Genomic DNA, 14,946 nt, shown 5'->3' with positions numbered 1-14,946 from the left:
TCGTAAGCGCGATCGGCCATCGACCGTCAGGCTCGTCCGATACTTGGCTGTTCCTTAGCTGTGACATGAGCGCATCCTCCCGCTCCGAAGAAGGCCGCTGGCACGCAAAACCCATATGGGGCCGCGCCTGCAACGGATCGCTTGATACTGGTTCGCTTTCGGCGGATCGGGACCATTTGCCGGAGAGAAGCCGACACCTATGATAAGAGAAAAAAACACCTTGGATTAGAATTCTATCTTGTGTCTCGACATCTTGAACTGATAATATTCGAAGTGGTCGGCTACGGAGGGTGCGCGCAAACCGTCTGGTAGGTGACAGGATCACTTCCCACAGCTCACGGGAGATGTGCATGAGAGCATTACAGGTCTACTCGAGGGGCGCCGTGCTTGTGGCGCAGTTCAATCGCGAAAACCCGCTAAATCCGATCAACGGAGAGCTCGAGCGAGCCATCGTCGAGACTTGTCGATTGGCTCAGGACGAACCTGACGTAAAGGCTATGGTCCTTACTGGCGGGGCGCACCGCTCCTTCTCCGTTGGTGGCGATCTCAATGAAGAAAGCGAAATTAGAACGGTGGCCGATGTTGAGGCGCTCGTAGATCACACAATACAGCTATTTGTTGCGATACTAAGCGTAACAAAGCCGACCGTCGCGGGCATTGACGGATATGCCCTTGGGGGGGGACTTCAAATCGCGCTTTGCTGCGATTGGCGCGTGGCAACGCCAACAACGAAGGCGCTCAGCTTTGAACTGAAGAAAGGCATCGCTTGCCCAATCGGTGCCTACATGCTCGAGAAATCGCTTGGGCGGGCGGCCACGTCGGATATTATCTTCGGCTGCGAGGTTGCGCCCATTGGATGGGCCGTTCGACAAATGATTTTCAATGAAGTTGCCGAGGCGAATGATGTCGTCGAGACGGCTATTTCGCGAGCAGCCGTCGCTGGGGCATACCCGGAAGTCCCTTATCGGCGAACGAAGGAATCTGTGAACCGTTCCTTCATTGCGGGGCTGCGAGCGCTGGCGCCGATTGCGAAAAAGGTTCTCGTAGAAGGGTTCCTGAGCAACTCTGCACAGAACCATTTTGCACGAGTTTTACGACGATGATGGAGGAAATGCTCCTGCTCGACTATCGAGTCTTCCGCGAAGAACCGGTGCGACGCCCGGCTCACGCGATGTTTGAGCCGGTACGCTTTCGACGAGGGTGCGGATGACGCGAAAAAGCTCCGCTAGCCATCGCACGAGTAGGCCGCAGTTGTAGCTGGCAGCGGCAAGGACGACGTTGATACGTCGCCGAGGCGCGTCCCTTGAGATAGTTTCGTCCATGCTGTATTCGGCCATGACGCGGCCGATGAACCTTGGACTGCTCAGGCGGTAACCCTGCGGCCTACGCCGAATGGATACAGTTCGACCACCACACGCTCCAGTCCTTCGGACCGATAGCGCCAGTCCTGCGCGCGACGGACAGACTCTTCTGGATCGTGTGACGAGCTATTTCTTGCCGAGTCGCCGCCGCGAGTGTTCATCGACGCTCGATCGAACGAAAGCGGGTGACAAAAGCTCAACTGTGAGCGTCATCCGGTGACCACGCCCTGAGGGCTGATCTGGTCGGCTAGGAAGATCTCGTGGATTGGTTTTTCACGAGGTCACCATGTCAAAGGATAGTTGTAAGGATGGCGATAAGGATAGGCATACGGCTATCCTTGAGGACGGCTCTAACACGTTGCAGCGCATCGAGATCATCACGGGGACTGGCCGCCGACGGCGCTGGTCGACGGATGCGAAAGCGGCGATTGTTGCGGAGAGTTTCGCGCCGGGTGCAAGCGCTTCCGGGGTAGCGCGGCGGTACGACATCAGCCCGGGCCTGTTATTTCTTTGGCGTCGTCAGGCAACGCGGGCAAAGGTCGCGGCGCGCAGGGATGGAGGCGTGGCACCAGGCTTTGTGCCGGTCACGATTACTGGCTGCGGCGGCAAATTGCCGGTATGCGAGGAGCAGGGGGCGATTGAGATCGAGGTCGGCGCGGTTCGCATCCGTGTCGTGGGAACGGTCGACCGGCGGGCACTCTGCGAGGTGCTGGCGGCAGTCGGGACGGTTGGCCGATGATCGGGATCCGACCTGGGTTGTCGATCTGGATCGCGACGCAGCCGGTCGATTTCCGTCGCGGCATGGACTCGCTGGCGCTGCTGGTGAGCGAGGCGTTTGGAGCCGATCCGTTCGACGGCGGGCTGTGGGTGTTTCGCTCCAAGCGCCGAGATCGCGTGAAGATTCTGACCTGGGACGGAAGCGGCCTTGTCCTTTACTACAAGAGAATCGAGGGGCAGTTCACCTGGCCGCCGATCAAGGAAGGCGTCATGCCGCTATCTCATGCTCAGCTCTCGGTACTGCTTGACGGTTCGGATTGGAAGCGTGTGCCGATGCGGGTTGTTGATCAACCAACACGAGCTGGTTGATCATCGTCAAGAGTAGTTCGTCATTCATGCAGAGCTGTAGTAGAAACACGCTGCATGATTGATTTGCCTTCTGATCCAGCATTGCTCCAGCAAACCGTGATGGCGTTGTCGTCACGGCTTGCGGTGTTGTCGGCGGAATGTAGCACGCTGGCGACCGAACGTGATGCGGCGATCGCCCAGCGCGATGCTGCGATCCAGGAGAACGACAAGCTCCTGGTGATCCTGTCGCAGTACAAGCGCACGATCTTCGGTCCCCGCTCCGAGACACTGGATTCCGGACAGCAGTCTCTCTTCACCATTGCGGCGCAGGCGGCTTCTGCGGCCGGCAATGATGATGCGCCCGGGGCCAAGCTGCCCGACAGATCCGAGGCTCGTGGAAAGCAACCGGCGCGACGCAACCGGGGAAGGCTTCCGGAGCATCTGCCGCGCATTGATGTCGTGATCGACGTCGAGACTGACATCTGTCCTTGTTGTGGCGAACGGCTGCACAGGATCGGGGAGACCGTCAAGGAAGCCTTCGATGTCGTTCCGATGCAGTACCGGGTCAAGCGCATCATGCGCCCACGCTATGGCTGCCGGGGGTGCCGCCAGGGTGTGCTGCAGGCGGCCGCGCCGGCCCAGGCGGTCGAGGGCGGGATGGTGACGGAAGCCTTGCTGGCTCACATCGCGGTGATGAAATACGGTTACCAGCTGCCGTTATATCGCCAGGAACAGATGTTTGCCGCGCAGGGCATCGCGCTCGACCGTCAGACGCTGGCTTCGTGGATGGGCCGCGTCGCCTGGTGGCTGAGGCCGCTTCACGCGCTGTTGCGCGACACGGTGATCTCCTTCCCGCGGCTGTTTGCCGATGAGACACCGCTGCCGGTTCTTGATCCCGGCCGTGGCAGGACCAGGATCTGCCAGTTCTGGGCGATCGCCACCGATGACCGGCCGTGGGGCGGCCCGGCACCGCCGGCGGTGGTCTACGTGTTCGCCGAGGATCGCAAGGCGATCCGCGCCAAACAGCTGTTCGGAGACTACCGGGGCATTCTGCAGGTTGACGGCTATGCCGCCTACAAGGGTCTGATCAGGAACGGCGGCCATCTGGTGCAACTGGCATTCTGCTTTGCGCATGCGCGGCGGAAGTTCTGGGACGTTCACGTCGCGACGAAGTCGCCGATTGCCGCGGAAGCGCTGCAACGGATTGCGATGTTCTATGCCGTCGAAGACCGCATCCGTGGTCTGCCGGCGGCGCAGCGGGCTGCGGTTCGGCAAACTGACACCAGACCGCTGATCGAGGACTTCAAGCCCTGGCTCGAGGCGCGGCTGCTGGAAGTCTCGAAGAAGTCTGGCCTTGGCAAGGCCATCCGCTACACCCTAAACCATTGGGAAGGCCTGACGCGCTTCATCGATGACGGACGCATTGAAATAGACAACAATACGGTCGAGCGCACCATCAAGCCGATAGGGCTTGGAAAGAAGAACCATTTGTTCGCGGGCAGCGAAGGCGGCGCCGAGACATGGGCCATTCTCGCGTCGCTCATCAACTCGGCAAAGCTGCAAGATATCGACCCACGGCATTATCTGACCGACGTTCTCGAGCGCATCGTCTCCGGACGCACCAAGATCAATCAGCTGCACACATTGCTGCCGTGGACATGGAAGGCCGAGCGCGATGCTCTGGAGACAAAGCTCGCTGCCTGATCAATTTGACGGGAGGGCGTCGGGAACTTCCTGCGCGTCGCTGGTGTCGTCATAAATCTCTTCGCGGATCACGCGCAGCGTCACCTCGTGCAGATAGACTTGCAGCGCCCTCTCCAGCTCGGTGAACTCCGGCAGCAGAACCTTGTCAACGAAGCCCCGTGACGCGCCGATCATCACCGTGTTGCGTCGCTGGCGGCGGTAACGAAACGGCCGCAGCCCGTATCGGCGGCAAAGTGCCAGAAACAGCTGCCGCGACCATTGGTCAGGAAGTGATAATTGTTGCTCGATCGGTGGATCGTGGCGAGCGAGCTCCTCGACCCGGGCACGCACCCGCTGCAGCGCGGCTTCCGCTGCCAAGCGCTCACCAGCAGTTCCTGCACCCGCGAACAACGCCTCGATCTTCCGAAGCTTCTCGCGCAGCTGCGACTCGCTGGTCATTCTGATCCCCGTTACCCGCTCCAAACCGGGATCACCCCATCACCGCGCGCCGGCAGCGTCAATCATCCCGACCGGGCTATCCAGAGCATTCCGCGCAAGTCAAGCCCGGGCACCAGTGCTCCTCTCGTGACGCTCACTCTGAACCGGCGAAGGTCCAATTTCGTCTTCCGACAGCCACACCGCGTAGCGCTCGTTCGGCAGCGTTGTTCGAGAGGCAGATGCGGCCATCGTCCAGGAAGCGGGTGAACGCCGCCCAGCGGTTGAGCAGGTAGTTGATCGCCTTTGCAGTATCGTTGCCTGATGAGAGCAAGGTTCGCTGCTGGCGCATCCAGATTTCGAGATCGGCGACGATCGACCTCGACTTATCACGACGTGCCGCAAGCCGCTGTTCCGGCGTTTTGCCGTTGATGGTGCGCTCGATCTCGAACAGGATATCGATGCGTCGCACGGCCTCGCTGGCAATCGGCGCCTCTCCAGATTTCGCCAGGTCGAAGAACTTTCTGCGACCGTGGCTCCAACAGGCCGCTTCAAGGATCGGAGCTGGCTTCCTTTGGGCCTTGTAGAGCTGGTTATATCCATCGAAGGCATCGGCCTGCATGACGCCCACATAGCCGGCAAGATGGCTTTGCGGATGTTCTCCAGCCCGGTTGCGTGAGTAGCAGAACAGGGCCGCCGGCGGATCCGTGCCGCCAAACGGCCGGTCATCACGAACATAGGTCCAGATCCGGCCGGTAACCGTCTTAAGCTTGGCCAGCACCGGCACCGTCGTATCGTCGGCGTGGATGCGTTCCGCGCTCATGATATGGATCCGGATCGCCTCAATAATGGGATCGAGCGCCACCACGCAGGCGCCGACCCGATCCGCCAGGGTCGAGACATCTATCTCGACCCCTTCGCGGGCATACGTCTTGCTCTGCCGGTTCAATGGCTGATGCAGCAGGAACTTGTTGACCAGCACCGTCGCCAGCAGGTTCGGCCCGGCAAAGCCTCGTGGGATCGGATGGGAGGGTGCCGGCGCTTCTGTGATCGCCTCGCAATCCCGGCAGGAGAACTTTTCGCGGACATGCTCGATAATCTTCCAGCGCCGCGGCTCGCATTCCAGGGTCTTCGAGACCACCTCGCCGAGCTTGTGCAGCCGCTGGCTGCCGCACTTACCACATGCGCAAGGCGCGGGTTCGACGACGCGCTCGACCGGCAGATTGTCCGGCAACGGACGTCGCGGCGGCCGTGGATTTTGCGCGCACTTCTCCTTGGCGGCCCCTGGCGCGGCGAGTTCGGCCTTGGTTTCCTGTTCGGCCTGCGTCTCTTCGAGATCCTCGATGGCAAGCTCGAGCTGTTCGACCAGCAGCTTGCCGCGTTCGGAGGATTGCCCGAACTGTTCGCGCCGTGCCTTGGCCAGCATCAGCTTCAGCCGCTCGATTTCCAGTCGACCGACGGTCACTTCGCTCTTCGCCAGCGCCAGTTGTTCGCGCTGCGCAAGGATCATTGCGTGCGCAGCGGCAAGGTCGGCGGGAAGCGGATCGGAAGGCGTTGTCACGAGGGCAACTCAATCATATTCGCCGCCAAAATTCGCGACCGATCTCCCTCGTGAGTCAATAAGCCACAGCTTAACCGGAAGCCTGCGGACGCCAGGTTGCCTGCGGCATCCGCCAGTCAATTCCGGACAGGAGATAGGATAGTTGCGCAACGCTGATCGTCACAACGCCGTCCGCCAGCGATGGCCACAAAAAGCGGCCGCGCTCCAACCGCTTCGTGAACAGACATGCGCCCTGGCCATCATGCCAAATGATCTTGATCAGGTCGCCGCGGCGGCCCCTAAAAACGTAAAGATCACCAGCGTGCGGATCCCGCTTCAAGCTCTCCTGAACCAGACGCGCAAGGCTCGGGAAGCCTCGGCGCATATCGGTATGGCCGGTCGCAAGCCACACCCGCACATTACCCGGTATGGCGATCATCGGCGCTCAAGCACCTCGAGGACCCGCGCCAGCGCCTCCGGGTCGACGTGCGCATCCACCCGGATGCGTCGCCGGTTGCCAAGATCAATCTCGATCAATCCAGTACGCGCGGACGCTACGGAGCGCACCCGGCCGTCACCCACAGGCAAAAGCTTCGGAGCTTCCTCCACCTCCGTAGCGACGATCTGCACCGGCGCAAAAGATGGTACAACCTGCTCTGATGTCCGTGCTTGTCGACGCCAGGTAAACACCAGGCTGGCTGCGACTCCATTGCGGCGCGCAACCTCAGTCACCTTCGCGCCCGGCACCAACGTCTCCTCGACAATCCGCGCCTTGTCGTCCTGCGACCAGCGCCGCCGCCGCTCCAGTCCGCCCAAAACCTCGACCCGCATCGCCTGATGACCTTAAAGCTAGACTTAAGGCTACACGCTTCGCGAATTACCTCGCGTCACGCAAGACGGCGCCCGTCGGATGCGTACGAACTACGAGTCTGCGATTCGGTTCGAACCGTTAGGCTTAGAATGCGCGCTGTCAAGCGCCGCGGCAACCGTGGGGCCTTGCCGGCGGATCTGCCGTAGATCGAGATCGTCGCTGGTTTTCATCCACCATTTGTAGTGGCGAGGACTCTGCATGCAGAAAGTCCGCGATTGTTCAGACTACTAGAAGTTCTTCCCTGATCAATTAGCGAATAAGTTACCCGGCACAATCTTGAAGCATTTCTGGCGTCGACCAGGACACCAAGACAGCGCGAACGATATCTCGATCCAGGATCCAGGCTGGGCATCCAGATAACTAAGCGCGGCAACCTTATTTGATGAGCTATAACTTGCCGCTCAACAGCGAAGTGATCAGGGACCTGTCGTCTGGGCCCTCTTGATAAAACAAAACACTGACGGCTAGCCATCCAAATAGGATGGCAAAGACGATCGTGAATCTTCGCAGCCAAGGATGTCGATAGCGGTCCATACCAACATGCCTCCCCAAGTGTACTAAACGCCAATACTGTTCCGGTTCCTCTAACTTGATACCGGAACAATTGAATACATCCCCGCGGCTCGCTGACTGCCCCAAAGCGAGACCCTCCTCGCCTCATCCTTCACTGTTGCAGCTACCCGCAATGGTAGCTCAGCATTGTGCTGCGCGATCGCTGTGGGGCGCTACCGTCTCTTTGCTGGCATCGTTAAGGCTCATCCCTAGGTCGATTCGGTCGAGGAAAGGGTGGATTATATCGATCCAAGATTACTGCTTTCCTCTGCGGCGATTGCGAGAAAGCGCTGTCGAACTTGTCGTCATAATCGCGCAGACGTGGAGCTTTATCGACCGAATCACGTCCATAGGCTCCGTTCCATTCATCAAAGTCCGGCACGACGCACCTCCGTCTTTAGATGAAGGTCGGTTAACATCGTTGCGTGCATAAAGCTGTATCGTCGGCGTCACACGGACCCACCAACCTGACACTGGCCCGCTCACCGCTTCAGGGAGACATCCGTCGTCTGACGAATTGGCGCGTAATGCGGTATCTTAACACCTCTAGATGACGAATTCAGCTACCGTCGATCCGACGATCGTCGACGGCGGCCTTTCTTAACTGGATGCGGCGATCGACGAAGCATTCGCCGCGTCTTGGTCCTTGCCGCCAACGAATTTAGTTCTGCTGCATAACAATGTTGGTCGAAACGCAATCAATGGACTGGCGTGGTGGCCCTCTCGCAAGAGTTTAACGATGCCGCCATAACCGCTCTCCTCGCTGCTGAATGCGACATGATCGCCGACCAGACATTGGGTGCGCAGCGAGATCCTGGAAAGTTTTGTTCAGCGCCGCTACAATTACTCACTCCGCTGTTCTCTTCCCTGACCAATGCCAGAACAGCTCACACTGTTCGCGCGTCCAGTCTTTAGAATTTCTGCTCATCACCAATCAAGTCACTGAAAATGGATTGCTGAGAAAATGGGTTGCCGAAATGGCCCACATCCGGCCGGCCAAGCCGGCCCCCCCTACTGCCCGTCGAATGATAACAGTCGCCCACTTCGCAGACTATCCGGCTATACTCGATCGGATAGCCTTGTTCGCGAACAAGCAGGCAGCGGAATGCTGTCCCCGTTCGTATCCTTTGGCATAACCTAACCGCCAACCTGCAAAAAAACAGACACCACTGATTAGCACTAGCACAATAACGAACATCTTGGTCCGTCCCCTGGCGCAAGGTCGTAATAGGAGCGTTGCTATACTGCTTCCGTCAACGTGGTCGAGGGTTTTGGCTGGCGGTCCGCACACGGAACGCAGCGCGCCGTTGCCCCCGCAATTCTACGGGGATTTCATGGCTTGTAAGCCCCTGGCACCATTGCATAAAACCTACATGCCAATTTTGTCCCTCAATTTTGAGTCCACCCATGTTGAAGAATATCCTTTGTACCTTTATCGGATCAATCGGCCTCGTGACTACGGCTGCCGCCCAGCCTAACACGATCGACTGTTCGGCGTTTTCGAAGCGATCGGACGGCACGTGGTATGTCGGAGCCCCGACGACTTTTGACGTCGGAAATACCACATCGATAACTGTCGCTGTCCGCGCGGTTGGCCGAAATTTCATGAACATTGCTGGGGACGATCTGTTCGATTTGATCGAGGCCAAGTGCGGGAAGGAGCGATGGCAACCGACGGCGGATCACGCAGGTAGTGACCATTGACAACATTAATGCAGGATTGGGAGCGATTAGTTCCCGCTATTATGATCGGTGTTGGAGCCGCATTTGTGCTCGTCGGCCTCGTCGCCCGACGCCGCCATTGGCGAGCGGAAGAAGCGAGCGACGAAGGCCATCAAGTGGTTGCACAACCCCGGCCACAAATGGCACCGCTGCCGCGTTTGTTGTCCACGGCCCGCGCAGACGACGAGAGACGATAATTCAGCTTATTTGCGATCAAGAATTCAATTAGCCCCTGCCCTGTTGCGCCGAGCACAGGTACAACGCCCGCCAGCGTTTTCATGTCGCGCAACTAGGCCCACCATTTCTCGATTATACGAGCCGGCTTAATCCGGCTCTCGGACGAACTGAATGAAAAAACTGTCAGTCGATCCCCACCCAACCGATGGCAGCCGTAACTTCTTTCGCGGAAGCTGTACTCAATTACTCGGCCGTGACGTGTTCCTTGTGGTCGGAAAGCTCGGGCTCCATTCCGCTGGCCTTCCCCGATGCTGCCGAGGCGAGCACGTCGGCTGCATCGTTCTGGTCTAGGCTTCAGCCGGCCGAGTCGCCACGTGCCGTTAGTAGGCCTTCTTGTCGATCTGCCGATGCGCATCGTCAGCGTTCAGCACAAAACCAACGGCAACCGCAATCTTCCAATTCTTAGCAAGGCGATTGCGCCGAGTGCCAGAAAATACAAGCCTGAGGCGACCATGCTCCACAGCCGGCGCGAGTCTGTGTGTCAATTGTCAATGAGTACTGCACGCGTGATTTCGCGCCCATGAAATGGGGGACATTAGTGGCCCCGTGGTTTCGGACTATCTACCCAGCATCAAGCTGGATAGGTCCCTTTGACGCGATCTACTTATGGTTGATCTGAAACAAGGATGTAGTGGAACGAATTGCGTGCGACTGAAGACGTTCTGCGCATCGCTTGCTCAGGCCAGGTCCCCCGCGTATGGTCGCCGTGAACTCAATAAAGATGCTAAAGCCTTGCTCCCCGAGACAGAACCATCGCAGTCGACTAGGCGTCCAGAAATCCAAGGACTTCGCGCGCTCGCGATCCTTGCAGTCATCATCTATCACAGCAGCAATGCATGGCTACCCGGTGGTTTCATTGGGGTGGACCTGTTCTTCGTCATCTCCGGCGCACTGATTGTTCGCACATTGATTGATGAGATTTTGGCGACGCACCGAATCGACATCTTGGGTTTTTGGGGGAGACGCGCCAAGAGACTTATTCCGAATGCTGCACTCGTCTTGATATTTGTACTTTTGAGTAGCGCACTCCTGCTGCCCTCCTATCGATATCGAACGATCTATCCTGACGTCATCTCGGCGGCAGGTTTCTGGTCGAATTACCATTTCGCGAATAATGCGTTCGATTATTTTAGAGCTAACGACCTTCCAAGCCCGGTACTTCACTTCTGGTCGCTATCGATCGAGGAGCAATTCTACATCGCTCTGCCCATTGTACTGTCAGCGGCCACGCCGCTCTTGCGATGGTCAAGACGTAGGCTCACCCTCACCCTAGCTTTGATCTGCGTCAGTTCATTTGCATTCGGCCTGTACGCTATCGAGAAACACGGGAGCCCCTTCGCCTTCTTTCATACCGAGACCCGAATTTGGCAACTCGTCTTGGGCGGCCTTATCGGCGTTCACTTTTCTCATTTCGGAAAGGTCAGTGAAAGATTGAGGAGCGCGATTGGATACGCGGGAGCCCTCGCATTTTTGCTTTGCTGTTTCCTCCTAAACGACGACGTCTCCTATCCCGGTATCTGGTCTATATTACCGACCACCGCGGCTGCCTTGATATTGATCGGCTCGGCCTCACCCTCCTACCTGAAGTCGTTCCTATCTAACAAACGGATGGTGGAAATCGGCGATCGATCGTACAGCCTCTATCTCTGGCATTGGCCTCTACTAGCTATTGCAACTGAATGTTGGCCAGATTCTTGGGTTGCCAAGACCACTGCCATTGCGGCGTTCACAATTCTCGCGGTCGTTGCATACAAATTCGTCGAAGAACCAATCCATCGATCGGAGAGCATGCCGTTGCCCGCTCTGCGACTAATTACAGCGGTCGCAACGTTGGCTCTCATCATCTCGCTTGGCAATCTCATAGATGTCACCTTGCGAATATCTCCATCCGGCGCAAGAACGACTAGCATCGCGGCAGCGCAGAATGACTTCGGACAGAACTACACGGATCACTGCCACTTGGACTTTGACAGCACTACACAACCCCCATGCGTATATGGCGAGAGCGGCGCGTCGCAGACGGTCGTGCTTTTTGGCGACAGCCACGCCGCGCAGTGGTTCGCCCCTCTCGTTAAGGCCGCGACCCAAGCGAAATGGAAGGTTTTAGTACGCACAAAGACAAGCTGCCCCTCCGCGGATGCTTCGATGTGGTATCCACCAGGAAAGATCCCCTACGCGGCCTGCAGCAAATGGCGCGCGGCCGTGACAGAGGAGATATCCCAGTTAAGGCCCGACCTGATTATCCTGGCCAATTATTCGCATTACTATGGTTGGCTACGAGACCCAAACACAGGCGAAGTTTTAGATAGACCCGCAGCAAGGAAAGAGTGGGTTCGCGCAACCGACGTAATGATGACAACTCTTTTGAAGACGGGATCTCATTTATTGCTCATACGGGATAATCCGAAAATGCTGCCTTCCTATGTCGATTGTCTTCAATCTTATGGACTCTGCGGAAGAAACCGACACGATGCACTGAACGGAATGCCTGTTGACGAAAAGATGCTGACTTCACATCAACATGAAATTTCCACCTTAGACTTTTCTAATCAAGTTTGTGACGAGAACTTCTGCTCAGCCGAAAATAGCGGATCAATAATCTACCAAGATACTCACCATTTGACCGCGACCTTCACAGCGAGCATGTGGCGGCAATTCCTAAGCAAGCTAAGCGACCTCAAACAAGCGCGTGCCGATACTGAACCGACCAATGCGGGCATAAGATAGTTTGTCACAAAACAACGGCCTTTGGCCTGGAAGTTCGCGGCGAAACGCTGCTCGAAAAGCCAATCTTGGACTGCTGCTCAGCGAAGACTTCAACATGTCCGCGGCCACAACCTCAGAATCGTCCTAGCCTGATGCCTGCATCAGCGTATCAGGTCAACAGGCGAGTCAGCGGCCCGACGTCTTGAGTTGCTCCTATCCGCTCTTTTGCTGCAATCGCAGCAGCATCCACAAAGCCGCCAAGCGTCTGCCTAAATTCGTAAAGCAGCGAGCGGACTGGCGGACGTTGCCCGTGAGGGCCGCAGTTTCTAGTCCAAGAACACGTTAAACGTCGAGCGGAAGATGAACACGTCGTCCATCGCGCGCTGAACGATAAATCGCAGTCAGGACCTCAAGAGAACGAAGACCTTCCCGGCCATCCGTCTCGGGGTCTGCCTTTCCTCGCAGAACGTCGACCACATTCGCGTAGTAGAGAGGGTGACCGAATCCATAGACGGACGTGGTGTGATAGCTTGCGTTAGCGATCTCCTTGTCGTCATCGCTTTGCTGCGCAAACTCCCAGTGGAGGATCTGGTTAACGGCAACGCCGCCGATACGAACAGTCCCACGCTCTCCGAGAATTGTAATGGAACCCTCAAGGTTCTTAGGGTAGGTCAGCATGGTGACGTTCATTGAGCCGAGAGCGCCGGAGCGCCAGCGAATTGAAACGACACCACTGTCTTCCACTTCGATAGACCTCGCCAGTGTCGCGGTATAAGCTTGTAGGCTTTCAATAGGCCCGATCATCCAATCCAGGAGATCGACATAGTGACTGGCCTGATTCATAAAGGCACCACCGTCGAACTCCCAGGTCCCACGCCATTTCGCGCTGTCGTAATATTCCTGCGGGCGTGTCCAGAATACGTTGATATTGACCATATAGATTCGACCGAAACGTCCCTGATCGAGCGAACGTTTTAGCAATTGCAGAGTTGCATTGCGCCGATTTTGCTTCACGACGAAAAGGTGTACACCTGCCTTATCGCACGCTTCTACCATTGCAAGGCCATCGCGCCAACGCGTAGCCATCGGTTTCTCGGTGATAACGTGACGGCCGGTGGCGGCGATGGCCGTTGCTTGCTGACTGTGTAGGCCGCTCGGCGTAGCCAGCACCACGGCGTGCGCGGTTGTGGACGTGAGCATGGCACCCAGATCCGTCCACTTTTGTGCGCCTGTTAGCTTGCCTGCCGCTTCGAGAGCATTGGGATCAACGTCGCACACGTCGACAATCTCTGCTGAGTTGGCATGCTGCTGAATGGCAGCGAAGTGATTTTGGGCGATACGACCGCATCCGACTAGCGCAAAGCGTACCTTGCCATCGACTACTGGCGAAAGTTTCTTCATCATGACTTCACAATATTGTCCGCTGCATCGAGGTACTTGCCACGCGTGTCGACGATGATAGATGCGTGATCTCTGATCATCGCATAGTCAAACCGATCGTGGTCAGTGGCCAGCACAATACAATCAAATGATGCGATGGTGTCTGGCGTTAGCGACACACTCGATAAATCGAAATATGTATGGTGACGAAGCCTCGGAAAAACTGCCACGTGGGGATCGCTGTAAGCAACCTTAGCTCCCAAATCCTGTAGCTTCTCCATCAAAACCACTGCGGGAGATTCCCGCATGTCATCGACATTTTTCTTGTAAGCAATTCCCAACACCAGTACGGATGCGCCGTTCAAAGATTTGCGGACCTTATTGAGAGCTGTCACTACCTTGGTGATGACATAGTCCGGCATCGCCGCGTTCACCTCGCCCGCAAGCTCTATGAAGCGAGTATTCACACCGTATTCACGCGCCTTCCAAGTTAGGTAAAATGGGTCGATGGGAATACAGTGTCCTCCTAGCCCCGGACCCGGATAGTAGGGCACGAATCCAAATGGTTTCGTTGCGGCAGCACGAATTACTTCGTGAATATCGATTCCCATCTTGTCGGCGACGATCTTCATCTCGTTGACGAGACCGATGTTGACCGCACGATGGATGTTCTCGAGGAGTTTCGTTAGTTCTGCCGCGCGCGTCGAACTAACCGGAACGACACGGTCAATCACCTGCCCGTACAGCGCCATCCCAACGTCTAGACAATGCTTGGTAACGCCACCGCATATCTTTGGTATCGTCTGGGTTGAAAACGTCGCGTTTCCTGGATCTTCGCGCTCGGGTGAATAGACTAGGAAGACGTCTTGCCCGATGGTCAGTCCACACGACTGCACTCGCGGCGCCAACTCTTCATCAGTCGTTCCAGGATAGGTCGTGCTTTCAAGTGACAACAGCTGGCCCTTCCGCAAGTACGGCACGAGCGTGTCCGTGGTCTGAATCACAAAGCTGAGATCTGGCTCACGATACTTGTTGAGAGGCGTCGGCACGCACAGGATCAGTACGTCGGCCTCACCTGCGCGTGAAAAATCTGTCGTGGCCTCAAAACCCCTTGTGCGCACCTGAGCGATACGATCGGCAGGAATATGCTCAATGTAACTGTGGCCAGCATTAAGAGCATCAACCTTCAGTTTGTCGATATCGAAACCAATTACCCTAAATCCCACTTCGCTGAAGCGAAGGAGGAGTGGTAGCCCCACATAGCCCAGACCAACAATGCCGACTATAGAGTCTCGTGATCTGATTTTTTCCAAAAGCGCGGCCAACACCGGTTAACATCCTCATCAAGCTCTCGGCTGAGAGATTCAGCCGTACGCGCGATCGCGATCCGCTAT

Annotated in this window: 10 protein-coding genes and 1 pseudogene; 5 read left to right on the top strand and 6 right to left on the bottom strand. The window is 57.0% G+C overall.

The window, feature by feature from the left end:
* The first annotated feature begins 350 nt into the window (after positions 1-350).
* From AC1VNY_RS21505 to tnpC (AC1VNY_RS21490), 4 genes are all read left to right on the top strand, one after another.
* Complete coding sequence (locus AC1VNY_RS21505) at positions 351-1,103, top strand: enoyl-CoA hydratase/isomerase family protein (protein ID WP_482406678.1); 753 nt, start codon at positions 351-353, stop codon at positions 1,101-1,103.
* Positions 1,104-1,647: 544 nt separating this feature from the next.
* Complete coding sequence (gene tnpA / locus AC1VNY_RS21500) at positions 1,648-2,100, top strand: IS66-like element accessory protein TnpA (protein ID WP_370144276.1); 453 nt, start codon at positions 1,648-1,650, stop codon at positions 2,098-2,100.
* Positions 2,097-2,447: an IS66 family insertion sequence element accessory protein TnpB gene (gene tnpB / locus AC1VNY_RS21495; protein ID WP_482406677.1), complete on the top strand. Its 351-nt coding sequence runs from the start codon at positions 2,097-2,099 to the stop codon at positions 2,445-2,447. The genes tnpA (AC1VNY_RS21500) and tnpB (AC1VNY_RS21495) overlap by 4 nt, the downstream gene beginning before the upstream one ends.
* A gap of 99 nt (positions 2,448-2,546) precedes the next feature.
* Complete coding sequence (gene tnpC, locus AC1VNY_RS21490; protein WP_482406695.1) at positions 2,547-4,130, top strand: IS66 family transposase; 1,584 nt, start codon at positions 2,547-2,549, stop codon at positions 4,128-4,130.
* On the opposite strand, the gene AC1VNY_RS21485 is transcribed toward tnpC (AC1VNY_RS21490), so the two are convergent.
* From AC1VNY_RS21485 to tnpA (AC1VNY_RS21470), 4 genes and pseudogenes are all read right to left on the bottom strand, one after another.
* The gene (locus tag AC1VNY_RS21485; protein WP_482406676.1) at positions 4,131-4,568 is read right to left on the bottom strand and encodes a hypothetical protein; all 438 of its coding nucleotides are present in this window, start codon (positions 4,566-4,568) and stop codon (positions 4,131-4,133) included.
* 136 nt (positions 4,569-4,704) lie between these two features.
* Positions 4,705-6,105 (bottom strand): annotated as a pseudogene (gene tnpC, locus AC1VNY_RS21480) (IS66 family transposase); the annotation flags it as partial.
* Between the two features lie 70 nt (positions 6,106-6,175).
* Positions 6,176-6,523: an IS66 family insertion sequence element accessory protein TnpB gene (tnpB, locus tag AC1VNY_RS21475; protein ID WP_028344503.1), complete on the bottom strand. Its 348-nt coding sequence runs from the start codon at positions 6,521-6,523 to the stop codon at positions 6,176-6,178.
* Positions 6,520-6,915: an IS66-like element accessory protein TnpA gene (tnpA, locus tag AC1VNY_RS21470; protein WP_482406675.1), complete on the bottom strand. Its 396-nt coding sequence runs from the start codon at positions 6,913-6,915 to the stop codon at positions 6,520-6,522. Before tnpA (AC1VNY_RS21470) ends, tnpB (AC1VNY_RS21475) begins: the two co-directional genes overlap by 4 nt.
* 3,196 nt (positions 6,916-10,111) lie before the next feature.
* On the opposite strand from tnpA (AC1VNY_RS21470), the gene AC1VNY_RS21465 reads away from it, so the two are divergent.
* Positions 10,112-12,193, top strand: coding sequence for an acyltransferase family protein (locus AC1VNY_RS21465; RefSeq protein WP_179077629.1), 2,082 nt, complete (start codon positions 10,112-10,114; stop codon positions 12,191-12,193).
* 321 nt (positions 12,194-12,514) lie between these two features.
* Here AC1VNY_RS21465 and AC1VNY_RS21460 read toward each other — a convergent pair whose 3' ends face one another.
* Together AC1VNY_RS21460 and AC1VNY_RS21455 are read right to left on the bottom strand one after the other, a co-directional pair.
* Positions 12,515-13,573, bottom strand: coding sequence for a Gfo/Idh/MocA family protein (locus tag AC1VNY_RS21460; protein ID WP_026193046.1), 1,059 nt, complete (start codon positions 13,571-13,573; stop codon positions 12,515-12,517).
* Positions 13,573-14,880 (bottom strand): nucleotide sugar dehydrogenase, encoded by a 1,308-nt coding sequence (locus tag AC1VNY_RS21455; RefSeq protein WP_018272702.1) that lies wholly within the window; start codon positions 14,878-14,880, stop codon positions 13,573-13,575. The genes AC1VNY_RS21460 and AC1VNY_RS21455 overlap by 1 nt, the downstream gene beginning before the upstream one ends.
* Positions 14,881-14,946: the final 66 nt, after the last annotated feature.

It is taken from the genome of Bradyrhizobium ferriligni (genome assembly GCF_056837965.1).
This window is presented reverse-complemented; position numbering and strand designations above follow the sequence as displayed.

Excerpts from the sequence above, each read along its gene's own strand:
- tnpB (WP_028344503.1), bottom strand. The coding sequence starts at position 6,523 with ATGATCGCCATACCGGGTAATGTGCGGGTGTGGCTTGCGACCGGCCAT.
- AC1VNY_RS21485 (WP_482406676.1), bottom strand. The coding sequence starts at position 4,568 with ATGACCAGCGAGTCGCAGCTGCGCGAGAAGCTTCGGAAGATCGAGGCG.
- AC1VNY_RS21460 (WP_026193046.1), bottom strand. The coding sequence starts at position 13,573 with ATGAAGAAACTTTCGCCAGTAGTCGATGGCAAGGTACGCTTTGCGCTA.
- tnpB (WP_482406677.1), top strand. The coding sequence starts at position 2,097 with ATGATCGGGATCCGACCTGGGTTGTCGATCTGGATCGCGACGCAGCCG.
- AC1VNY_RS21505 (WP_482406678.1), top strand. The coding sequence starts at position 351 with ATGAGAGCATTACAGGTCTACTCGAGGGGCGCCGTGCTTGTGGCGCAG.
- tnpC (WP_482406695.1), top strand. The coding sequence starts at position 2,547 with ATGGCGTTGTCGTCACGGCTTGCGGTGTTGTCGGCGGAATGTAGCACG.
- tnpA (WP_482406675.1), bottom strand. The coding sequence starts at position 6,915 with ATGCGGGTCGAGGTTTTGGGCGGACTGGAGCGGCGGCGGCGCTGGTCG.
- tnpA (WP_370144276.1), top strand. The coding sequence starts at position 1,648 with ATGTCAAAGGATAGTTGTAAGGATGGCGATAAGGATAGGCATACGGCT.